Source organism: Ruegeria sp. CDSC081 (genome assembly GCF_059610485.1).
Map to the genome: position 1 here is coordinate 1 of NZ_JBXWNS010000011.1, position 19,234 is coordinate 19,234.

General features: G+C 55.9%; 25 protein-coding genes and 2 tRNA genes. 11 read left to right on the forward strand and 16 right to left on the reverse strand.

Annotated elements, in window-relative coordinates; translation table 11 throughout:
- Positions 1-132 precede the first annotated feature (132 nt).
- Positions 133-507: a hypothetical protein gene (locus tag AC2FH9_RS17675; RefSeq protein WP_142638198.1), complete on the reverse strand. Its 375-nt coding sequence runs from the start codon at positions 505-507 to the stop codon at positions 133-135.
- A gap of 49 nt (positions 508-556) precedes the next feature.
- On the opposite strand from AC2FH9_RS17675, the gene AC2FH9_RS17680 reads away from it, so the two are divergent.
- Complete coding sequence (locus tag AC2FH9_RS17680) at positions 557-1,357, forward strand: alpha/beta fold hydrolase (protein WP_496872496.1); 801 nt, start codon at positions 557-559, stop codon at positions 1,355-1,357.
- Positions 1,358-1,405: 48 nt separating this feature from the next.
- Here the strand turns inward: AC2FH9_RS17680 and AC2FH9_RS17685 are convergent, their stop codons facing one another.
- The 3 genes from AC2FH9_RS17685 to AC2FH9_RS17695 form a co-directional block, all read right to left on the reverse strand.
- The gene (locus tag AC2FH9_RS17685) at positions 1,406-1,777 is read right to left on the reverse strand and encodes a rhodanese-like domain-containing protein (protein ID WP_496750707.1); all 372 of its coding nucleotides are present in this window, start codon (positions 1,775-1,777) and stop codon (positions 1,406-1,408) included.
- 225 nt (positions 1,778-2,002) lie between these two features.
- Positions 2,003-2,088: transfer RNA gene (locus tag AC2FH9_RS17690), tRNA-Leu, on the reverse strand.
- Positions 2,089-2,327: 239 nt separating this feature from the next.
- A tRNA-Thr gene (locus tag AC2FH9_RS17695) sits at positions 2,328-2,403 on the reverse strand.
- 499 nt (positions 2,404-2,902) lie between these two features.
- Here AC2FH9_RS17695 and AC2FH9_RS17700 point away from each other — a divergent pair.
- A complete protein-coding gene (locus tag AC2FH9_RS17700) occupies positions 2,903-3,460 on the forward strand; it encodes a hypothetical protein (RefSeq protein ID WP_246097250.1) in 558 nt (185 codons plus the stop codon).
- 22 nt (positions 3,461-3,482) lie between these two features.
- On the opposite strand, the gene AC2FH9_RS17705 is transcribed toward AC2FH9_RS17700, so the two are convergent.
- On the reverse strand, positions 3,483-3,749 hold the full coding sequence (locus tag AC2FH9_RS17705) for a DUF2312 domain-containing protein (protein ID WP_142638157.1): 267 nt from the start codon (positions 3,747-3,749) through the stop codon (positions 3,483-3,485).
- 162 nt (positions 3,750-3,911) lie between these two features.
- Between AC2FH9_RS17705 and AC2FH9_RS17710 the strand changes: the two genes are divergently transcribed.
- Entirely contained in the window at positions 3,912-4,130 is a 219-nt protein-coding gene (locus tag AC2FH9_RS17710) for a carboxymuconolactone decarboxylase family protein (protein ID WP_142638212.1), read from the forward strand.
- Positions 4,131-4,139: 9 nt separating this feature from the next.
- Here AC2FH9_RS17710 and AC2FH9_RS17715 read toward each other — a convergent pair whose 3' ends face one another.
- Positions 4,140-4,355 (reverse strand): hypothetical protein, encoded by a 216-nt coding sequence (locus AC2FH9_RS17715; RefSeq protein WP_142638155.1) that lies wholly within the window; start codon positions 4,353-4,355, stop codon positions 4,140-4,142.
- A gap of 246 nt (positions 4,356-4,601) precedes the next feature.
- Here AC2FH9_RS17715 and AC2FH9_RS17720 point away from each other — a divergent pair, with 246 nt between their 5' ends.
- The 4 genes from AC2FH9_RS17720 to AC2FH9_RS17735 are packed head-to-tail and all read left to right on the forward strand — an operon-like array spanning position 4,602 to position 6,795.
- On the forward strand, positions 4,602-5,465 hold the full coding sequence (locus tag AC2FH9_RS17720) for an MBL fold metallo-hydrolase (RefSeq protein ID WP_282022110.1): 864 nt from the start codon (positions 4,602-4,604) through the stop codon (positions 5,463-5,465).
- Positions 5,466-5,500: 35 nt separating this feature from the next.
- Positions 5,501-5,923, forward strand: a complete 423-nt coding sequence (locus AC2FH9_RS17725; RefSeq protein WP_496750718.1) for a YeeE/YedE family protein — start codon at positions 5,501-5,503, stop codon at positions 5,921-5,923.
- A complete protein-coding gene (locus AC2FH9_RS17730) occupies positions 5,923-6,354 on the forward strand; it encodes a DUF6691 family protein (RefSeq protein ID WP_496692839.1) in 432 nt (143 codons plus the stop codon). Before AC2FH9_RS17725 ends, AC2FH9_RS17730 begins: the two co-directional genes overlap by 1 nt.
- A gap of 9 nt (positions 6,355-6,363) precedes the next feature.
- On the forward strand, positions 6,364-6,795 hold the full coding sequence (locus AC2FH9_RS17735; protein ID WP_281973226.1) for a protein tyrosine phosphatase family protein: 432 nt from the start codon (positions 6,364-6,366) through the stop codon (positions 6,793-6,795).
- 8 nt (positions 6,796-6,803) lie between these two features.
- Here AC2FH9_RS17735 and AC2FH9_RS17740 read toward each other — a convergent pair whose 3' ends face one another.
- The 5 genes from AC2FH9_RS17740 to AC2FH9_RS17760 all read right to left on the reverse strand — a co-directional run bounded on the left by AC2FH9_RS17740 (position 6,804) and on the right by AC2FH9_RS17760 (position 12,707).
- The gene (locus AC2FH9_RS17740) at positions 6,804-7,922 is read right to left on the reverse strand and encodes a FliM/FliN family flagellar motor C-terminal domain-containing protein (RefSeq protein WP_496872436.1); all 1,119 of its coding nucleotides are present in this window, start codon (positions 7,920-7,922) and stop codon (positions 6,804-6,806) included.
- A 50-nt stretch (positions 7,923-7,972) separates the two neighbouring features.
- The gene (locus tag AC2FH9_RS17745) at positions 7,973-10,651 is read right to left on the reverse strand and encodes an ATP-binding protein (protein ID WP_496750720.1); all 2,679 of its coding nucleotides are present in this window, start codon (positions 10,649-10,651) and stop codon (positions 7,973-7,975) included.
- Positions 10,651-10,953: a hypothetical protein gene (locus AC2FH9_RS17750; RefSeq protein ID WP_496690133.1), complete on the reverse strand. Its 303-nt coding sequence runs from the start codon at positions 10,951-10,953 to the stop codon at positions 10,651-10,653. The genes AC2FH9_RS17745 and AC2FH9_RS17750 overlap by 1 nt, the downstream gene beginning before the upstream one ends.
- On the reverse strand, positions 10,950-11,330 hold the full coding sequence (locus AC2FH9_RS17755; protein WP_496703392.1) for a response regulator transcription factor: 381 nt from the start codon (positions 11,328-11,330) through the stop codon (positions 10,950-10,952). Before AC2FH9_RS17755 ends, AC2FH9_RS17750 begins: the two co-directional genes overlap by 4 nt.
- A gap of 78 nt (positions 11,331-11,408) precedes the next feature.
- Positions 11,409-12,707 carry a helix-turn-helix domain-containing protein gene (locus AC2FH9_RS17760; protein WP_496872498.1) on the reverse strand — a complete coding sequence of 433 codons (1,299 nt, stop codon included), beginning with the start codon at positions 12,705-12,707 and terminating at the stop codon, positions 11,409-11,411.
- A gap of 222 nt (positions 12,708-12,929) precedes the next feature.
- Between AC2FH9_RS17760 and AC2FH9_RS17765 the strand changes: the two genes are divergently transcribed.
- The 4 genes from AC2FH9_RS17765 to aat all read left to right on the forward strand — a co-directional run bounded on the left by AC2FH9_RS17765 (position 12,930) and on the right by aat (position 16,150).
- Complete coding sequence (locus tag AC2FH9_RS17765) at positions 12,930-13,466, forward strand: helix-turn-helix domain-containing protein (protein ID WP_142638135.1); 537 nt, start codon at positions 12,930-12,932, stop codon at positions 13,464-13,466.
- Between the two features lie 152 nt (positions 13,467-13,618).
- Entirely contained in the window at positions 13,619-14,110 is a 492-nt protein-coding gene (gene accB / locus AC2FH9_RS17770; RefSeq protein WP_281995796.1) for an acetyl-CoA carboxylase biotin carboxyl carrier protein, read from the forward strand.
- 9 nt (positions 14,111-14,119) lie between these two features.
- Complete coding sequence (gene accC, locus AC2FH9_RS17775; RefSeq protein ID WP_271950374.1) at positions 14,120-15,469, forward strand: acetyl-CoA carboxylase biotin carboxylase subunit; 1,350 nt, start codon at positions 14,120-14,122, stop codon at positions 15,467-15,469.
- A gap of 48 nt (positions 15,470-15,517) precedes the next feature.
- Positions 15,518-16,150, forward strand: a complete 633-nt coding sequence (gene aat, locus AC2FH9_RS17780; RefSeq protein WP_496703390.1) for a leucyl/phenylalanyl-tRNA--protein transferase — start codon at positions 15,518-15,520, stop codon at positions 16,148-16,150.
- On the opposite strand, the gene AC2FH9_RS17785 is transcribed toward aat, so the two are convergent.
- From AC2FH9_RS17785 to clpX, 5 genes are all read right to left on the reverse strand, one after another.
- A complete protein-coding gene (locus AC2FH9_RS17785) occupies positions 16,105-16,473 on the reverse strand; it encodes a DUF2155 domain-containing protein (RefSeq protein WP_496750722.1) in 369 nt (122 codons plus the stop codon). The genes aat and AC2FH9_RS17785 overlap by 46 nt on opposite strands.
- Entirely contained in the window at positions 16,470-16,922 is a 453-nt protein-coding gene (mlaD, locus tag AC2FH9_RS17790) for an outer membrane lipid asymmetry maintenance protein MlaD (protein ID WP_496703388.1), read from the reverse strand. Before mlaD ends, AC2FH9_RS17785 begins: the two co-directional genes overlap by 4 nt.
- A 13-nt stretch (positions 16,923-16,935) precedes the next feature.
- A complete protein-coding gene (locus tag AC2FH9_RS17795; RefSeq protein ID WP_142638122.1) occupies positions 16,936-17,319 on the reverse strand; it encodes an NADH:ubiquinone oxidoreductase subunit NDUFA12 in 384 nt (127 codons plus the stop codon).
- Between the two features lie 79 nt (positions 17,320-17,398).
- A complete protein-coding gene (locus tag AC2FH9_RS17800; RefSeq protein ID WP_496750724.1) occupies positions 17,399-17,773 on the reverse strand; it encodes a Rid family hydrolase in 375 nt (124 codons plus the stop codon).
- A gap of 66 nt (positions 17,774-17,839) precedes the next feature.
- Positions 17,840-19,105, reverse strand: coding sequence for an ATP-dependent Clp protease ATP-binding subunit ClpX (gene clpX, locus AC2FH9_RS17805; protein ID WP_142638118.1), 1,266 nt, complete (start codon positions 19,103-19,105; stop codon positions 17,840-17,842).
- Positions 19,106-19,234 lie beyond the last annotated feature (129 nt).

The window sequence follows — 19,234 nt, forward strand, 5'->3', positions numbered from 1 at the left end:
ACGGTGAGGTCGAGGCCAAAGTCAAAGCCGAAGTCGCAAACCTCTGCGCCAGATTCCCTATCTATCCAAACCTGTAAGAATTCAGTCATCCAAGAACAAAACGGCGCCAATCCGGCGCCGTTTTTTTTGTGGTCAGATAAGCCCCTGCCACAACATGAAGATCAGCAACAAAGCAGAAAAGGCCAACAGGTTAAAAGTCAGCCCGCCCAGCATTCCCAGAAACCATCCCATCCTCCGATCCGCCAAATTGATACCCCCCAGATGTTTTTGAACCTCTTCCGAGGCCTGGATCAGTTTTGGATTGTCCAGCACAAGTCGCAGTTTTGGATGGGCCGCCATCTGCTCTGCTTGTGCCAGAACCATTGCCTGTTTGTATATCCGGCGCGGCAGTTGCCTTTTGGCCTTTTTGACCGAGGCGGTCAGCGTTTTGTCGCGCACACCCAACTTGTCACGCAACAGCTGTATGGTCTGCGCAATTTGGGTTTGTATATCTGTGTCTTGCGGCATGCTGCGGCCTCCTGAGCTGACAGTTTACCCATGTGGAACAGGGGCCACAATGGGGCTGGCCGTTTCAGATTGCGGCGGGTATCACGGCTATATGCTGAACACGATCATACATGGTGAACCAACCGACAAGCCCCCTTTGCTGATCGCCCATGGCCTATTTGGCTCGGCCCGGAACTGGGGGGTCATCGCCCGCCGGCTATCTGACGAGCGGCAAGTTGTGGCGGTTGATATGCGCAACCACGCAAACAGCATGTGGACGCATGACCATGGGTATTCCGATCTAGCAAATGATCTGACCGAAGTTATCGACCAGTTCGGCGGACAGGCAGATGTCGTCGGACATTCGATGGGCGGCAAGGCATCCATGACTTTAGCCCTGCTGCACAGCGCAAAGCTGCGCAAACTGGTGGTGGCAGACATCGCCCCGGTGGCCTATAGCCACAGTCAGATTCAGTTTATTGAAGCGATGCGCGCGGTGGACCTTTCCCGGGTCGAGCGTCGCTCGGACGCTGAACAACAACTGGCCGACAACGGAGTCGAAAAATCCCTTCAGAGCTTTTTCACGCAGTCACTCGACATCAACGGACAGCGTTGGCTTTTGAACCTGGATACTTTGGCCTCTGAAATGCCCAAGATCATGGGCTTTCCTGAAATAGACGCATCCTGGGGTGGTCAAACACTGTTTTTGTCCGGGGGGGAGTCCGACTATGTGCTGCCTGAACATCGCTCAGTGATCCGCGAAATGTTCCCTTCGGCACGTTTTGCAAAAATACCTGGTGCAGGACATTGGTTGCATGCGGAAAAACCGCGTGAGTTCGAGGCCGCCGTCAGGACATTCCTCAACGCCTGACCTGACCTTTCGACCGATCACAGCTCGGGTTCTGGCGTTTCCTATTGGCTAGGCGACTTCGCCCCCGCCATTCACCCAATCGACCAAGCCACCCAGGTTATAGACCTGCTCATACCCCATGTCCTGCAACAGCTTTCCCGCAAGGGCGGCGCGGCCACCCGAGGCACAATACAAGACAACTGGGCGATCTTTGCGAAGCTCTGGATCATGTGATTGCAGAGTGTCATCGGCCCGAAACTCCAACATACCGCGCGGGATATGATGAGACCCCGAAGCACGCCCTGTCTGCTGCAATTCCGCTGCATCGCGGATGTCCAGAAGCAGGCCACCTCGCTCCAAGATCTCGACCGCTTTGGCTCTCTGGATTCGCTCGACGGTGGAGTTCGCAGCTTCCATCATTTGTTTCACGGTCAACGGCATATGGTGTCTCCTGAAGAAATTTACGGGATGCTAACATGCAGGAACTGGAAGGTGTAGCCTGACAGGCCCTCACCTTAGGCTGGATAGATATTGGACATTTAATGCACGACACCGATTTTTGCGCTGGACCAATCCCGGTATTCAATTCCCGCCGAACCCGAACCAAAGCAAATCGGGAGAGGTTCCGCTGCATCGAGACTTGAAAATCAATCAGGGTGTCAGAGGTGGTGCGGGCGGTGGGACTCGAACCCACACGGGCATACGCCCTTCAGATTTTAAGTCTGATATGTCTACCATTCCATCACGCCCGCACAGCGCGTTGGGCCAGTTTTTAGGCTGAAAGCACCAGTAAGGCCATAAGGCTATGAACACAATGCGTTTCGCCGATGCAACCTGCGGAAATTCAATCGCCGCCTTTGACCACCACCCCATTTACGCAGGCCATCAGAAAAAGTCCTCGGAGAAACTCTTCGTTGCGCAAAGCGCCTGCGCTGTCCCAAACATTGTGACTTTAGCAAAATCAAGGAACAGAAGGAATCTTAGAGTGAAATGGTGCCCCCACACGGACTCGAACCGCGGACCTACTGATTACAAATCAGTTGCTCTACCAGCTGAGCTATAGGGGCACTTGGTGTCGATTAATGCCTCTCGTTACGGACTTCAAGACAGAATTTTGCCGCCGCTTAACGATTTTCTGTATTCATGGCACTGGGTCTGGCCCAGAGATTTTACTCCGCCTGGTTTGACTGTGCGGAGTACAGCCTGTAACCCAGCAGATAATGTGCACGAACGCGAGGGTAAAAACCGAATATGCAGGTTGCAATCCACGCAGGTGCTGCGTTCACCGATGAAGGTCTCGTATTGCGGTCCCTTCAACGCAACACCGGCGCGTTGCATCAAAATGGTGCATCCGTATTTGGCCCGCGCCGATATCGACAAATTTTCGAACCCGCCTTTGCTGCCATTGAAAACCAGGATGAAATCGGTGCCGCAATGGAAATGCTCCGGGATGGGTTGCGATCAGCTCCGAAGGTCGATCGTTTGATTTACTCATGCGCCAGCTTTGCAGGTGATGTTGGAAATGCACTGGACGACGGGCAGCTATACCCAAATGCGGGACGCCGAATGGAGTTGCTTGAAAAGTCCTTTCCTGACCACGAAATTGAGCTTTGTATGGGTTTTTTAAGCCCTGGCAGATTTATTCCCAAAGCTTTGATGTCGCTACCTGAACAGAGTCGCCTCGACAAAATGCGAAGTACCGATATCAGCTGCCTCAGCTGGATCAGCATGGTCGAGGACATCAGAGATCTTGCGCCCAATGTCAAAATCACACTCTGGAGCAACGAGGACGCACCACTGATCTGGGGAGATATAGTCCGTGCAATCGCGGCCCTTCCCTCGGACAACACGCTGGTTGATGAGTTTGATTTACTGCTGTCACTTCTAGACGATTCAGGCAAATCCAAAGGTCTGGCATTGATTGATCAAAGCCTGGAACAGGACGAACATTTGCGTGACGACCTTGCCACGGTTTTGGAGGAACACGCCAAAACCGAGCTCACAACAGAAGAGCTTGATCTGCCAGATTGGAGCATGGAAATCGTCGACGCGTTTGCAGAATTATATGCGCAGGACATGGACCGGCTTGAGTCCATGCCCGGAGTGCAGGTTCTAAAACCTTGAGTCTATAGCGGGAAAGCAGCCGTTACATTCCCAGCGCTTCTTTGTACATTTCCAACACCGCCTCTTCCTCGGCAATGTCGTCTTTGTCACGTTTGCGCAATGCGATCACTTTCCGCATGACCTTGGTGTCGTAGCCCCGCGCTTTTGCCTCGGCCATCACTTCTTTTTGTTGCTCCGCCAAATCTTTCTTTTCCGCATCCAGACGCTCGATCCGTTCGATGAACTGGCGCAGCTCACCCGCGGTTACACGGTAATTCGCGGCGGCCTGATCTTCGGTATTCTCTTCCATCTAAGTCTCTCCCAAAGGCTGGTTTGTCATGCTGAAAAGGTGGGCAACAAGCGGGATACATCGGGGCGAGCCAAGCCGCAAGCATGCAAAAAACCAGTCTCGCTTGTGCGGGCCAGCGCGATCAGTTAAGCGCTCAGGTCAGACGTTGAAAGATGGAAAACGATGTTCGAATTCATCACCTGGGGCGGTGCCGCCCTGTCACTTATCGGCCTGGCTGGGCTGGTTTGGTGCATTCTGCACGTAATGAAAGCGCGCAAATCCGGCCTGTCTGACGATGAACTGCGCGCCGTTGTTCAACGGGTGCTGCCCTGGAACATGGGCGCGCTCTTTTTGTCGGTGATAGGTCTTATGCTGGTTATACTTGGAATCTCGTTCGGTTGACTGCGGCTATCAAACCGGCAGATTGTCGAAACGCGCTTCCATAACGTCCTCGCACAGGGCCGCATCCAGACGGCGCAGGCGCGCAGGAACCTCAACACCCTGCAGACGCATCTTCTCGATGACCTTTGTGACACTGGGCTGAAGGGCAAGGCGGGTATCAACACTGGCGCCCTTCAGTTTTTTCTCAAGTTGTTCGGCTTCGGAATACAAATCGATTCTCGGCATATCCATCCTCCCAAATGTCATCAGTTACCTATAATTTAGTAACGGTTTTAAGACTTACATCACTCTGTTATTCTATCGCGCGAATATTCGCCCGACCGCCCCCTAATATCGGCGCGCTTTCGCAGGATGCCAGAATTTTAGCCCAACTTTGCCGCTTCTGCCTTGACCGGCATCAAATCACCAAATGTTGATTGCTTCACATTCCGTTATTAATATATGACTAAGACCTAACCGGCGGAGGAAACCATGACGCCCAAAGTGAAAGCATTTTTTGACGCCGAGACATTCACGGTGTCTTATCTGGTTCAGGATCCTGAAGGCGATGCCTGCGCGATCATAGATAGTGTTCTGGATTTCGATCACGCATCCGGCCGGACCAATACGCGATCTGCGGATGAGATCATCGGATATGTCCAATCCAATTCGTTGCGAACCGAATGGATTCTGGAAAGCCATGTCCATGCCGACCACCTTTCAGCAGCCCCCTATTTGCAGCAGAAACTCGGAGGCAAGATTGGCATCGGTGATCAAATCGTCGCCATCCAGGAAACTTTCGGGAAAATTTTCAACGAGGGTACCGAGTTTCAGCGCGATGGTAGCCAGTTCGACGCCTTGTTCCGCGACGGCGACGGATTTCATGTCGGCCAAATGAGAGGGGACGTCTTGCACACCCCCGGGCATACGCCCGCCTGCATGACCTATGTCATCGGCGACGCGGCATTTGTCGGAGACACGCTGTTCATGCCGGATTTTGGCACCGCGCGATGCGACTTTCCCGGCGGATCGTCCGGAGATTTGTACAACTCGATCCAGAGGATCCTTTCACTGCCGGATGCGACACGCATCTTTGTCGGGCATGACTACAAAGCTCCTGGGCGGGACGAGTTTGCGTGGGAAACAACTGTTGAAGAGCAAAAGGCCTTGAACGTGCATATCGGGCAAGGTCGACCTATCGAGGAATTCGTTGAAATGCGCGACGCCCGCGATGCCACTTTGGCCATGCCGCGGCTGATCCTGCCCTCTTTACAAGTCAATATGCGGGCGGGTCAGATGCCGCCTGAGGATGAGAATGGCGACGTGTTCCTGAAACTACCAGTGAACAAACTTTAGACGGCTAGTGCCGAACTTCTTGGGGGAACAAATCAGTGTATTCAGAATGGATATGGGGACTGGTAGGCGGCCTGTTGATTGGTCTTGGCGCAGCAGTTTACCTGCTTGGAAACGGTCGTGTAATGGGGGCGAGCGGTATCTTGGGAGGGCTTGTCGATCGCTCTGACCGCTCGGCCGAGCGGCTGTATCTCCTCGCTGGGATGATTGGGACGCCGTTGATGCTAAGCCTGTTTTTGTCGCCGGGGCCGCAGACAAACCTGACCTCGAATTTGACGGTTGTGATCGGGGCTGGGCTGCTTGTCGGTATCGGGACACGAATTGCCAACGGGTGCACCTCTGGACATGGGGTGTGCGGCATTTCCCGGTTTTCGGTGCGCGGGATCGTGGCAACGATCCTTTACATTGCGGCCGGGGCAGTGACGCTGGCCTTATTTCGCCATGTCTGGGGGTTGATCTGATGCGCAATCTGATATCGCTTCTTTCGGGCTCCTTGTTCGGAGCAGGCCTATTGATTTCCGGCATGACTGACACAACCAAGGTTCAGGGGTGGCTGGATATTTTCGGCAACTGGGATCCGACACTCGCATTTGTGATGGGGGGAGCCATTGTGCCCATGATGATCGCATGGAGGCTGGTTCCAGATCGCAAACCGCTGTCGGGTGGGAAATTCCCGACGATGGTTCAGCATGAACTGGATCGCCGCCTTATCATCGGATCGGTCATGTTTGGCATGGGATGGGGATTAGCGGGACTGTGTCCCGGTCCAGCCATCGCGTCTCTTACGTATGGCGGAACCGGAGGCGTTGTTTTTCTGGTTTCCATGCTCGCAGGGATGTATGCCGCTCCTGCCCTAGGTGCAAAACTGGACAGAACCGTAAACGCGACCTAAGCAGTAGCCATGGAGATTCGACCGATAACCCCCCGCTATGCCGTCTCGCCGCAAATTTCGGTCGAGGATGTTCCCACTATTGTCGAGGCAGGCTTTGTCAAAGTGATCTGCAACCGGCCGAACAGCGAAGTTCCCAAGGATCTCCAGTCAGATGCTATCGGACAGGCCGTGCGTGCTGCCGGGTTGGAATACGAAGTGTTAGAGCTGACGCATCAGACCATGACGCCCGAAAACGTCTCCTTGCAACGTGACCTGGCAGAATCCTGTGCCGGTCCGGTTCTCGCATATTGTGCATCGGGCACGCGTTGTTCTGTGATCTGGGCATTGGGGCAGTGCGAAAGCATGAGCACCGAAGACATCCTTCAGGCGACGACCAAGGCAGGCTATGCGTTGGACAACCTGCGTCCAACCTTGGAAGAAATACGCAGATCAGTGACTTGAGCCGTCTGCTAACTGCCTTTCAGCGCGCTTTCATCCCCAGATAAACCAGCCAGTTGAGATATCTCGGCAACCATGTGTTCCGAATTCTCGAGGTTCAATTCTGTCCCCTCTTGGCCCAGCGCGCCGGGGGAAAATGGCATTATTTCCTGCCCGTGTTCGGTTGGCCCCTCTTCGTGTATACTGGCTGAACTCGCCTCAAGGAACTCATTCGCTTCGGGCTGGGAAAGTGTCTGTGTTTGGTAGGTTTCGTTCAGGCGCACCGCACGCAGCCCTCCGCATTGGCCGAGCCGTCCGATCGCGGCCCGGCTGCGGTCGATCGCCACAATCTCGGTACGATCCAGCCGCGCCCCGATCAATGGCAACACATCCCCCACCGCCAGTTCTGTCAGCGTCGCCAGGGACAAGGGCATCCGGCAGACCACCGTATTCAAATCTGCCCTCAACACGCCCGATGCCTGATCAAGCCTGCCCTCTGGCTCATCATGAATCACCTCCGTCTCGGCCGTCTCAGCCGGTCGGATGGGCAACAGTACTGAAAGCTGACCTTGTCTCAGCCCACCGCCAAGTTCGACTGTCAGTTCAAAAACTCGGTATTCCTCTTCCACCATCGCCAGGTTCAAAGTCCGCAGATCCGCAAGGCGCGAAGCATATTCAAAACCGATCAGGCACATGCGGTCACTCGCCGTTTCGACAAGTGATGCCGCGCGAGACAGCCCCTCTTCGATCCAAGGGGACACCATGGCCGCGTCCGTATCGGTGAACCCCCGCGCAGAAGGCGCTCCCGGCATCACCTCGCCTATTGTCTGAGCCTGCACGACAGCCGACACTAACCCTATATCCATACAGATCGCAGCCAAGCTGCTGTCAGAGCCTGAAAAGAGCAGCAATATCCATTCCTCATCCAAAGATTGTGTCAGCCCACCTGGTGGCCGACAGGATTGTTTGGCGCCGATAACCGACAACGGCATCTGCAAACGATCTTCTGCCGCGCGAGCAAAAGCCAGACGCAGCGCACGTAGGATCGAGCGAGGCTTGTCACCCTTTTCCTCCTGACTGATCGAAAGCTTGCGCGCCAGAGCCGCGCTGACAGATTGCGTCATGCCTAAAACCGCTGATTGTTCCTGCATTCTCTTTCAGGTCTAACCCGGCGATAGTTACCAACCTGTTTATACAGCCGTCACTGCGCAGCCTGTCGGTAGGCCTGTGGCAGCCTGACCCGGAACGCAGCCCCACCATGGCCGGGCAAGTAGCTGATATCGCCCCCCAGTCTTTGCATAATCTCACGGCAGATCGCTAATCCCAGCCCCGCACCACCTGCCTTGTCGCCTCCGACGCGGGCAAATTTCTCAAAAACCATCTGCCGGGCATCTGGAGGAATGCCAGTGCCGTTATCAGCAAAATCAATGACGACCTGCCCCCCGACATCATGCGCGGAAATGGTCAGAACCGGTTCTTTGGCATCACAATATTTCTGAGCGTTCGAAATCAGGTTGATAAACACCTGCCCCAGACGGTCCAAATCCGTATGCAGGACAACGCGTTCGGAGGTTTTAGACCGCCGAACGGTCAGTCTTTGGCTGTTTCCAGCCAAGGCGCTGGACACGGCACGGTCCAAGACCGACCGCAGGGTGTCACCGCTCTTGTTCAAATTGACTCGTCCACTTTCCAGAACACTCAGGTCCAGCAAGTCATCCAGCAGCCGTGTCAACCGAAGCGCCTCGTCATGGATGATGGCAGCGTAACGCGTTCTCTCTTCGCCGGTCAGGCCTTCTGTATCCCGCATGATCTCGGAAAATGCCCGGATCGAGGTCATGGGGGTTCGCAATTCGTGGCTGACCTGGCTAAGGAACCCGTCCTTCTGTTCGGAAATCTGGGTCAGTTTGGTGTTTGCCTCGCGCAGTTGGCGCGCCGTACGGCTGAGTTCAGCGGATTTCGCTTCCAGTTGGCTGGAGTATTCCAACATCTGCGCGGATTCGTCGGCCACAGCGAGCAAATCCTCGACCGAAACGGAGGAACCACCAACAATCTGCCCGATCATCGCATGCGCTGTCGCCGCCCCGACCGAGCCGCTGAGTTCACGTTCCAACCGCTCCAAAAACCCAGGCGTAGGTTCGGGCAGGCTGGAACGCCCACCCTGCTGTTCCGCCTGCGCCTGAAAGAACTCTTGCGCCGGACCTGCGCCCAAAATGCGCTGGGTCATGATCATCAGGTCCTCGCTTTGCGCTACCGATCCGGTCCAACCGCGCAGCGCGACCGAATGGTCGAATACGTTGACGAATTGCGCCCCCTGCAAACGTTCGAGCGGGCTTGGAAAACTCAGCAAAGAGGCCGCGCAAAATGCCAATGTGTTCAGAGAAAGCGACCACAACACCGCGTGTACCATCGGGTCCATTCCGTCGATTCCGAACAGGGCCTGCGGGCGCAACCAGCCCCATCCGAACGGCCCGTTCTGCAGGACGCTATCCGACATAATCGCGCTGCCCATTCCTGGCAACAAAAGCGTGTAGATCCACAACAAGAATCCCACAGTCAGTCCGATCAAAGCCCCTGTTCGCGTCGCCCCGCGCCAGAACAGCCCGCCAACCAGCGAAGGCAAAATCTGGGAAATCCCGGCAAAGGCCACCAGACCAATCGAGGCCAGCGCGGCCCCGCCGCCGGAAATGCGGTAATACGAGAACCCAAGCACCATGATCACGGCGATTGAAATCCGCCGGGACAGCAAAACCACATTGCGGACATCACCGGATACGGCGCCAGTGCCCTCCTGCCGGCTAAACCAGATCGGCATCACGACGTGATTTGACACCATGGTCGATAGGGCCATTGCCGTGACAATCACCATCGATGTGGCGGATGAAAAGCCGCCAATAAAGGACAGCATCGCCAGCCATTCATTGCCCTGCGACAGGGGCACCGTCAGCACGAACAGATCCGGATTCGATCCTTCGGGCAAAAGGTCCAATCCTACGACCGCGATTGGCACCACAAAGAGGCTCATCAACAGCAGATACAGGGGGAAGGCCCATGCGGCTGTCCTCAGATGCCCTTCATCGGCGTTCTCGACCACCATCACCTGAAACATCCTCGGCAGACACACAAAGGCCGCAGCCGATAGAAATATAAACGTGGTCCAGCGTCCGGCATTCACATTCCACTGCCCGATCTCAGAGGCATCGATGCGGTCCATCATCGGACCGACTCCTCCGGCTATACCCCAGACAACGAAAATGCCCACGGCCAGCAGCGCAAAGAGTTTAACGACAGATTCCAATGCGATGGCTGTGACAACACCATGATGGCGTTCGTTGGCATCCAGATTGCGGGTACCGAACAGAATGGCGAACACCGCCAGCCCCGCCGCAACCCAGAACACACTGGACCCTTCGCGGTAAAGACCGCTTGGGTCAGCCTCGGCAAAGATTGAGAATGACAGCGTAATGGATTGAAGTTGCAGCGCAATATAGGGCGTCCCGCCCAACACGGCCAGAATTGTGACGCAAATCGCCAGAGTGTTCGACTTGCCATAGCGAGACGAAATCAGGTCAGCGATTGAGGTCACCCTCTGGCTGCGGCCAACCCGAACCAGCTTGCGCAATCCCCACCACCAACAGATCATGACCAGCGTGGGGCCCAGATAGATCGTTACGAACTCCAGCCCCGACCGGGCGGCGTTCCCTACCGCGCCATAAAAGGTCCAGGCGGTACAATAGATCGACAGCGACAGCGTGTAGATCAACGGAGATCGCAGCCACGCCCCCCTGCCCGCCGCGGCCATTCTGTCGGCGGCAAATGCGACGCTGAACAACAGCACCACATAGCCCAAACAAACCAGGATCAGCACGTTCAGCGTTGCCATCAGTCTTGACCTGGCTCGGAATCATCGCCGGTTGATATGCGTCTTGCGGCGAACCCAAAGAGAACGCTGGCAACGATCAAAACCGCCCAGCATGTGAAGATATAGAGAATCGCAGAAGACAGCGGCACCCCGTCCGCTGCATCGCCCCCACGCGGCCACAGCAACGGAATCGCAATCAGCGCGCCCCCCAGAATGGGCAGCAATCGGGCGGCGTCGGTCAGCCTGCGTCGGCGGTAACTTTGACGTTCAAGAAACAGCGACGGCCGCGCACCAGATGGTTGGCGGTCGTCCTGCATGCTCATGACCGCGAGGCCTGCGCGTGCAAATCGCGGACGGCGGTCAGAACTTCGGCATTGGAAAACGGCTTTGTCATGAACCGGCTGACCCCTGCATTCTCGGCCATCTCACGATCTTTCGATTGGCCACGAGCCGTTAGCATCAGAACCGGAAGATTTCGCAGCTCTTCGAGTTCGCGCAAGTCGCGCAAAATCTCCATCCCGCTTTTGCCCGGCAGCATCACATCCAGAATCACAAGATCGGGCTTTGCTCCCAGAATCACCAGCAGCGCATCCGTCCCTTCAGCATGCGTTTCAACCTGCCATCCCTCGCGGGTCAGCAAAAACCGAATGGCTTCAGCAATGTTCGGCTCATCCTCGATCAACAGAACCTTTCGGCTCATATATTTCATTCCTCCCCGAGACGGGCTGCACCACTGTCAACCTGTCCGAAACAGCTTATGCGCAGTGTCACGAAACTGTCAAAAACCTTCGCTCAGAATCGATGGCTCTCGGCGCGATTCACAGTCCTTATTGGGACATACACGGCAACTTGGGCCAACATGGGCAACCGCCTGACTGCCCAGAGGGCTTTCTTCGACGGATCGAACCAGCATGACCGAACGATAAACCGGCGCATCGTCATAGCCGGAAATGGATTGCGGCCAGGCATAGGCATAACAATCGAATTCCGCAGCCGTTCGCCCCAACTGGACGATCCGTTTTCGGATCGGAACCAGCGGCCGGTTCAGCGCCTGAAACAGCGGCCACAGAGGACACGCCTCGCCGAATCTGGGCATGGCAAAACCGGGCACCGATTTGCTGAACAAAATGCTGCCCGAGGCATCACAAATCACCAGCCCGGTCGGGCGCGACAAATACCCTTTAGGCAAGGCGGCCAGCCGCCTCAGTACGCTGGCAACGTCGACTGAATACTCTGCTGCCAAAAGCAAAGGATCTGTAACTCCCCGATCCAAAGCCCCTTTGAGCGCATCCAGAGGCAAAAGCCGAGCGTCGGATTCGTAGACGTCCAGAATATCCCGCGCCACTTTTCGCGCGGCAGAGGAATCAATCTCATTCAGATTAACATCTGCGCTTCCGCCTCCGGATTCGATTTCCGGGAAATGGTGATCATGCCTGTCAAAAAATGCTTCGACATCTTCCAGAGGGACCCCGCGACGATCCTCGGCCCCCTCGGAATCATCCAGATAGGCCACCAGCGATTTGGAGCTATCGGCCAGGCGTTCGGCATCCTGGTGCAGGTTCCGGTGGAATCGGTCTTGCCACTCGGGTTCAATCTCTTGCGTTTCAGCAAGAATGGCAGCGGTGGAACGAATCGCGGCGGCTGTCGAAAGGACCTCGTGCATGGATGCCGCCAGATGCGGATCGTGGGTCAAACGATCCGACAGGGTTTCAATCGTTCGCTCTAACGACACCACTCGGCTGTGCATTTGCGCCAAAACGCCCGCCCACCCTGGAAACCTACTTGCGAATTCCTCAAGCCCGTCCACTTCGGCTTTCTGGCCAACTGCATCTGCCGCAGCCTCGCGCAGCGCAGAAATCAGCGTCGCCTCGATCCCCTGGGTTAGCACCGAAGGCTCAACGGTCAGAGCCGCAGCGATATCCACCAGCAGCTTTCCTCCGATCCTGCGGCGGTTATGCTCGATCAGGTTCAGATAGGATGCCGAGATTCCAACCTGCCGTGCAAGCTGGGCCTGACGCAATCCTGCGATCTGCCGCCTTTCGCGAATACGGCTGCCTGTTAACGTGTCCCGCAAAATTTCCTCTTTTTCCGCTGGCTCCTTTGGTCAACCTCAGAAGCATTTTCAAAACTATTATTTAAATATAAGTCTTTAGCAATTAATTATCTCGAGCAATTTACTTTCTTCACAAACGCATCCCGCAATTCCAAACACCTAGTCCACGGTGTAACCCATTTGCATATTTCGAAAATCAAGGGCCTTCCCCTTCTATTTTCGGAAAAACACCTGCACCATGGACATATGAGCGACCCAGCCTTTGAATATGCGCCGATCGGATTGGTCGAGTTGGAGAACCGCGTGATCCGCCGGTGTAATCTGCAGTTCGCACGCACTTTCGGCGGTGAAGAGGCCGATTACCGCAACATGCCCCTGCTACACCTCTACCCTTCTGTCGCAGATTGGGAACGTATCGGCGCACGGAGCCTGCAAATCATGCGCGACACCGGATATTATACGGATGAGAGGGTCATGCGTCGCCGCGATAGCGACTTATTCTGGTGCCGCGCGCGTGGACGTTCGCTAACGCCTGAAGATCCATTCCGCCATGGCATCTGGAGTTTTTCGGATATTTCCGAGGAACGCCCTTTGGTCGAGCTAACCAGCCGTGAGCGCGAGGTTGCCATTCTGTCCTGCAAGGGCTTGTCGGCCAAGGAAATCGGTGCGGAACTAAACCTGAGCTATCGTACAATCGAAGCCTACCGTGCGCGGCTGCTTGAAAAATTCGGGGCACGTAAACTGCCTGAACTGGTTGCGAAACTCTCCGGAATGCCGCTGTAACGCTGTTTACCACTGGTAATCTTCAGCAAAACCCCCATCTGACAGGCCGAGACTGTGCTTTTCATGGCCGTACGCTTAGCTTATAACGCTGCGTAATCAGACCAAAGCCCGCGCGAAACAGACGGGCCAAAGGGGAACCGTCGAGGACACTCATGACAGATACCAAACACGAAGCGGATGTGGCGTTTATCAAGGCACTGGCCGAACTGCTGCGGGAAAACGACCTGACCGAGTTGCAGGTAAAGCGTGATTATGGCGAAGATGACAGCCTAAACGTACGCGTTAGCCGCATGTCACCCGTCGCCGCTCCGGTCCAGGTTGCGGTCCCGGCGGCCGCGCCAGCCGCAGCCCCGGCAGCCGCACCTGCAGCAGCTGAAGCACCCGCAGCAAGTGACGATCCAGCCAGCCATCCGGGCGCTGTGACTTCGCCCATGGTCGGCACCGTGTACATGCAGCCCGAGCCGGGTGCGCCGTCCTTCATCTCCGTCGGTGCCAGTGTTTCCGAAGGCGACACGCTGCTGATCGTCGAAGCGATGAAAACCATGAACCACATCCACGCGCCTAAATCCGGCACTATCAAGCGTATTTTGGTGGGTGATGGCGATGCTGTGGAATTCGGCACTCCTCTGGTCATTGTTGAGTAAGGCGGCCCCATGTTCGACAAGATCCTGATTGCCAACCGAGGCGAGATCGCCCTGCGCGTCATCCGCGCCGCACGCGAGATGGGGATTAAGACAGTCGCCGTCCATTCAACCGCAGACAGTGACGCGATGCATGTACGCATGGCGGACGAATCGGTCTGCATCGGCCCCCCGCCCAGCCCACAAAGCTATCTGTCGGTGCCTGCGATCATCTCAGCCTGCGAGATCACTGGCGCTCAGGCGATCCACCCGGGCTACGGCTTTTTGTCTGAAAATGCCGAGTTTGTGCAGATCGTCGAAGATCACGACATCACCTTCATTGGCCCCACCGCTGAGCATATCCGCGTGATGGGGGACAAGATCACCGCCAAGGACACGATGAAGGCCTTGGGCGTTCCCTGTGTGCCTGGTTCAGATGGTGGCGTGCCGGATCTGGCCGCAGCCAAGCGGATCGGTGAAGAATTCGGCTATCCTGTAATCATCAAGGCCACCGCCGGTGGCGGCGGACGCGGCATGAAAGTCGCGATGAGTGCGGATGAGATGGAAAGCGCCTTTATGACCGCGCGCGCCGAAGGCAAAGCCGCATTTGGTAATGACGAGGTCTATATTGAGAAATACCTGACCACACCGCGCCACATCGAGATTCAGGTCTTTGGCGATGGCAAGGGCCAAGCGGTTCATCTGGGCGAGCGCGACTGTTCCCTGCAGCGCCGCCACCAAAAGGTATTCGAAGAGGCACCCGGCCCCTGCATCACCCCAGAAGAACGCGCAAGGATCGGTAAGGTCTGTGCCGATGCGGTTGCCAAGATCAACTATATCGGTGCAGGTACGATCGAATTTCTGTACGAAAATGGCGACTTCTATTTCATCGAGATGAACACCCGCCTACAGGTCGAACACCCGGTCACTGAGGGCATCTTTGGCGTAGATCTGGTGCGCGAACAAATCCGCGTTGCCGCTGGTCAGCCAATGTCATTCGGTCAGGATGATCTGAAAATCAATGGTCACGCCATCGAGGTTCGGATCAACGCCGAGAAATTGCCAAACTTCTCGCCCTGCCCTGGAAAAATCTCGGCCTACCATGCGCCGGGCGGTCTGGGCGTGCGGATGGATTCAGCGTTGTATGACGGGTACACGATCCCGCCCTACTACGACTCACTGATCGCCAAACTGATCGTGCAGGGCCGCGACCGGCCCGAAGCACTGGCCCGTCTGGAACGCGCATTGGGAGAGTTGATCGTGGACGGAATCGACACGACGGTTCCCTTGTTCCACGCGCTGCTGCAAGAAAGTGACGTCCAAAGCGGTGATTATAACATCCACTGGCTGGAGCACTGGCTTGCGGAGAATATGGCCGACTAACTCTGCTGGGTCGGAAGGTTACCGCTTTCCGACCCTGAGGCGCCTGGCATGAGCCTTTCCCCGGAATTACTGCTCCATGGATATTCCATCGGTATCTTCCCGATGGCTGAACATCGCGATGATCCGGACCTGTTTTGGGTTGATCCTAAGTTTCGCGGCATCTTCCCTCTGGACGGATTTCACATCTCACGCAGCTTGGCCCGCAGGATTCGGAACTGTGGGTACACGGTGTCAATCAACAGGGATTTTGCCGGCGTTGTTGATGGCTGCGCTGATCGCACGGATACCTGGATCAATCAGGAACTTCGCACCCTTTACCAAAAGCTGAACCAATCCGGTCACGCCCATTCACTGGAAATCTGGGACGGCCCGAATTTGGTTGGGGGCGTTTATGGCGTTACTCTTGGCGCTGCCTTCTTTGGTGAAAGCATGTTTTCCCGACGCAAGGATGCCTCAAAAATTGCGCTTGCTTATCTGGTCGACCGGTTGCGGTCCTGCGGGTTCAAACTGTTCGATACACAGTTTTTAACCGCGCATCTCGCCTCGCTCGGCGCGATTGAGGTGCCGCGGGCACAGTATCGGAACGCGCTGGAAGAGGCAGTGACTATTGCAGCAGATTTCTCTGCTGATCTCGATCAATCGCCGGATGGCGTGATACAGCGGATCACCCAGACGTCATAGCGCGAATGATCAAGCGCATTCAGGGCTGGCGAGGTGGCAATCATCCACCCGTCAAACAGCTGATCCGTTCCGCCTTGTTCCCAAATGGTCAGGTAGGCAAACGCGTCCCCTGTTGGGTTATCTGCAGGATAGCGGCAATCACCCAGCGCGACATCCAGCCCAAAGACTGTCTTGGATTGGCCGTTTTGCAGTTCGACATCAACGGTCTGGCCATTGACCTTATCCAGCCCTCTGAGCATTGCACCCGGTCCGGATTGAACCTTTTGCTGTGCCGCTACCCCAGAGGCTGCCAGTATTGCCGCGATCAGAGCATATCGCCTCATTCGCCGCCATCTCCGGCGACGAACTTAACCAAAAGCGAAATCAGGCTGACTGCGCCCTGTGTATCCTCGACCTGATCGCCCGGTTCAAAGTTAAAGAGCGATCCGCCTGGCATGACTTCTACAAAGTTACCACCCAGCAACCCTTCGGATGAGATCACGATAGCACTGTCATCGGGGACCAAAATTCCATCAGAAATCGCAAAAGTCGTGTCCGCCCGGTAGGTTTCCGGGTTCAGGGCCACTCCTGTCACGGTGCCGATTTTGACCCCGGCAAGCCGCACGTCCGTTCCGACGCCGACGCCTTCGAGCGAGCGGAAAGAGGCGTTAAGCTCATAACCAGAACCGCCCTGGGACAGGCCTGTCGACTGGCTCGCATAGACGCCAAACGCTATTGCCCCGGCCAGAACAGCGCCTCCGACCAAAACTTCTGAAACTTTGTAAGATGACATTGCTCGCCTCGTCTTATTCCGGGTTCCAGGCCTCATAATCCGAACGCTCGACCGGATCCGGGCGGCGCAAAGACCCCGCCGGTGCATAAGCAAGCGCGGTTCCTGTCAGGTTTTCCTGATGCGGTTTTTCCCAGGATTTATGTGCCAGAGGTTTGTCGGTTGGCGGTTCGTCCCAGGTGCGGTGCAACCAACCGTGCCAATCGGGATCAACCCTGCTGGCCTCGGCCTCGCCGTTGAAGATCACCCAACGCCTGCTGTCATCCGCGGTACGATAAAATATATTGCCTTCATTATCTTCACCGACTTTCACGCCTTTGCGCGCGGTGTAAATCTGGGTGTTCAGGGTGGCCCCGTTCCACCAGGTCACGGCGCGCAAAAGACTGTTCAGGATTCCCATCGGCTGCCTCCGGCATTTTTGTCTCTGCAGATATGGACCAAAGGTCCGCCAAGGTCCAGTGCTAGGGTAACGTTGCGCATCAATCCGGCAAAACTGCGGTCACTTCAATCTCGATGCGGTCCTCTGGCGTGATCAGGTTGCATTCGGTCACTGTCGCCGCCGGCGGGTTTTCACCAAATGCCTCAACCAGCAAGGGCCAGCACAGTTCAAATTCCGACATGTCCGGAAGGTAGTAGTTTACCCGAACCACATGCGCCAAATTTGATCCAGCCTCATCCAAGGCCTTTTCAATCGCCTGCAGCGCGGATTTGCACTGTCCGACGATATCTTTGGGAATGACTTCGCCTTGTGCGCAGGTTCCGGCAACAAAGACAAAACCGTTTGCAACCACTGCCCGGCAATAGCCGACTTTGGCCTCATATTGGCCGCCCGAGGAAATTCGCCTTATCGTCATCCTGCCCTCCCAAACACAAAATGGCGCGGGATCACCGCGCCATCTGTTGCAATTCAAATTCAGTGATTACCCGGCCGAAGCCGATTCCGCCGCATCCGCATAGATGATCAGCGGCTGCTTGTCCGAGGATACAGCCTCTTCATTGACGACAACTTCGGTCACGTTCTTCATGCCAGGCAATTCGAACATCGTGTCCAGAAGGATGTCTTCAAGGATCGAGCGCAGCCCGCGTGCACCGGTCTTCCGTTCAATGGCGCGTTTGGCGATAGCCTTGAGCGCATCGTCGGTAAAGCCCAGCTCGGCATCTTCCAGTTCGAACAGACGCTGATACTGTTTGACCAGCGCGTTCTTGGGTTTTGTCAGAATGGTGACCAGCGCATCCTCGTCAAGATCCTCAAGCGTGGCCAGAACTGGCAGACGTCCGACAAATTCCGGGATCAGACCGAATTTCAGCAGGTCTTCAGGCTCCAGCTCTTTGAAAATCTCACCCACGCCGCGGTCATCATTGTCCCGCACATCGGCACCAAAGCCCATGGCCGAGCCTTTGCCGCGCTGTGCGATAATTCTATCCAGACCCGCAAAGGCACCACCGCAGATGAACAGGATATTCGTCGTGTCCACTTGCAGGAATTCCTGCTGCGGATGCTTGCGTCCACCTTGCGGCGGAACACTGGCGACGGTGCCTTCCATCAGCTTCAGCAGCGCCTGCTGCACGCCCTCGCCCGACACGTCGCGCGTGATCGAGGGATTCTCAGATTTGCGCGTGATCTTGTCGACCTCATCGATGTAAACGATGCCGCGCTGCGCGCGTTCGACATTGTATTCGCTGGCCTGCAACAGTTTGAGAATGATATTTTCGACATCCTCGCCCACATAACCGGCTTCGGTCAGCGTGGTCGCATCGGCCATGGTAAAGGGCACATCCAGAATGCGCGCCAGAGTTTGCGCCAACAACGTCTTGCCGCAGCCTGTCGGGCCGATCAACAGGATGTTGGATTTGGCCAGCTCGATATCGCTGCCGGCCTTCTGAGCGTGATTCAATCGTTTATAGTGGTTGTGAACCGCTACTGACAGAACCCGCTTGGCCGTAGCCTGACCGATCACATAATCGTCCAGAACTTCGCAGATGTCTTTCGGCGTCGGCACTCCGTCAGAAGATTTCAGCCCGTTGGCTTTCGTCTCTTCGCGGATGATGTCCATACACAGCTCGACGCATTCATCACAGATGAACACGGTCGGACCTGCAATCAGCTTACGCACCTCATGCTGGCTTTTGCCACAGAAGCTGCAGTAGAGCGTGTTTTTGCCGTCACCGCCTGAATTCGTCGCCATGATCTACCTTTCGGGCTCCATCCTATGCCCCTTGCGGGGCCGCGCTTGCGCCTGTTCGTGCAGCTTAGGCCAGCACTGTGGCGGCTACAATCTCAAAATACCCCCCGTATCGGCGACACGAGGGGTCTG

Excerpts from the sequence above, each read along its gene's own strand:
- AC2FH9_RS17730 (WP_496692839.1), top strand. The coding sequence starts at position 5,923 with ATGCGCAATCTGATATCGCTTCTTTCGGGCTCCTTGTTCGGAGCAGGC.
- AC2FH9_RS17710 (WP_142638212.1), top strand. The coding sequence starts at position 3,912 with ATGTTCGAATTCATCACCTGGGGCGGTGCCGCCCTGTCACTTATCGGC.
- AC2FH9_RS17745 (WP_496750720.1), bottom strand. The coding sequence starts at position 10,651 with ATGGCAACGCTGAACGTGCTGATCCTGGTTTGTTTGGGCTATGTGGTG.
- AC2FH9_RS17755 (WP_496703392.1), bottom strand. The coding sequence starts at position 11,330 with ATGAGCCGAAAGGTTCTGTTGATCGAGGATGAGCCGAACATTGCTGAA.
- AC2FH9_RS17720 (WP_282022110.1), top strand. The coding sequence starts at position 4,602 with ATGACGCCCAAAGTGAAAGCATTTTTTGACGCCGAGACATTCACGGTG.
- AC2FH9_RS17800 (WP_496750724.1), bottom strand. The coding sequence starts at position 17,773 with ATGACGATAAGGCGAATTTCCTCGGGCGGCCAATATGAGGCCAAAGTC.
- mlaD (WP_496703388.1), bottom strand. The coding sequence starts at position 16,922 with ATGTCATCTTACAAAGTTTCAGAAGTTTTGGTCGGAGGCGCTGTTCTG.
- AC2FH9_RS17750 (WP_496690133.1), bottom strand. The coding sequence starts at position 10,953 with ATGAGCATGCAGGACGACCGCCAACCATCTGGTGCGCGGCCGTCGCTG.
- AC2FH9_RS17740 (WP_496872436.1), bottom strand. The coding sequence starts at position 7,922 with ATGCAGGAACAATCAGCGGTTTTAGGCATGACGCAATCTGTCAGCGCG.
- AC2FH9_RS17735 (WP_281973226.1), top strand. The coding sequence starts at position 6,364 with ATGGAGATTCGACCGATAACCCCCCGCTATGCCGTCTCGCCGCAAATT.
- AC2FH9_RS17705 (WP_142638157.1), bottom strand. The coding sequence starts at position 3,749 with ATGGAAGAGAATACCGAAGATCAGGCCGCCGCGAATTACCGTGTAACC.
- AC2FH9_RS17680 (WP_496872496.1), top strand. The coding sequence starts at position 557 with ATGGGGCTGGCCGTTTCAGATTGCGGCGGGTATCACGGCTATATGCTG.
- accB (WP_281995796.1), top strand. The coding sequence starts at position 13,619 with ATGACAGATACCAAACACGAAGCGGATGTGGCGTTTATCAAGGCACTG.
- AC2FH9_RS17795 (WP_142638122.1), bottom strand. The coding sequence starts at position 17,319 with ATGGGAATCCTGAACAGTCTTTTGCGCGCCGTGACCTGGTGGAACGGG.
- AC2FH9_RS17765 (WP_142638135.1), top strand. The coding sequence starts at position 12,930 with ATGAGCGACCCAGCCTTTGAATATGCGCCGATCGGATTGGTCGAGTTG.
- AC2FH9_RS17715 (WP_142638155.1), bottom strand. The coding sequence starts at position 4,355 with ATGCCGAGAATCGATTTGTATTCCGAAGCCGAACAACTTGAGAAAAAA.
- AC2FH9_RS17700 (WP_246097250.1), top strand. The coding sequence starts at position 2,903 with ATGGAGTTGCTTGAAAAGTCCTTTCCTGACCACGAAATTGAGCTTTGT.
- AC2FH9_RS17785 (WP_496750722.1), bottom strand. The coding sequence starts at position 16,473 with ATGAGGCGATATGCTCTGATCGCGGCAATACTGGCAGCCTCTGGGGTA.
- aat (WP_496703390.1), top strand. The coding sequence starts at position 15,518 with ATGAGCCTTTCCCCGGAATTACTGCTCCATGGATATTCCATCGGTATC.
- clpX (WP_142638118.1), bottom strand. The coding sequence starts at position 19,105 with ATGGCGACGAATTCAGGCGGTGACGGCAAAAACACGCTCTACTGCAGC.
- AC2FH9_RS17685 (WP_496750707.1), bottom strand. The coding sequence starts at position 1,777 with ATGCCGTTGACCGTGAAACAAATGATGGAAGCTGCGAACTCCACCGTC.
- accC (WP_271950374.1), top strand. The coding sequence starts at position 14,120 with ATGTTCGACAAGATCCTGATTGCCAACCGAGGCGAGATCGCCCTGCGC.
- AC2FH9_RS17675 (WP_142638198.1), bottom strand. The coding sequence starts at position 507 with ATGCCGCAAGACACAGATATACAAACCCAAATTGCGCAGACCATACAG.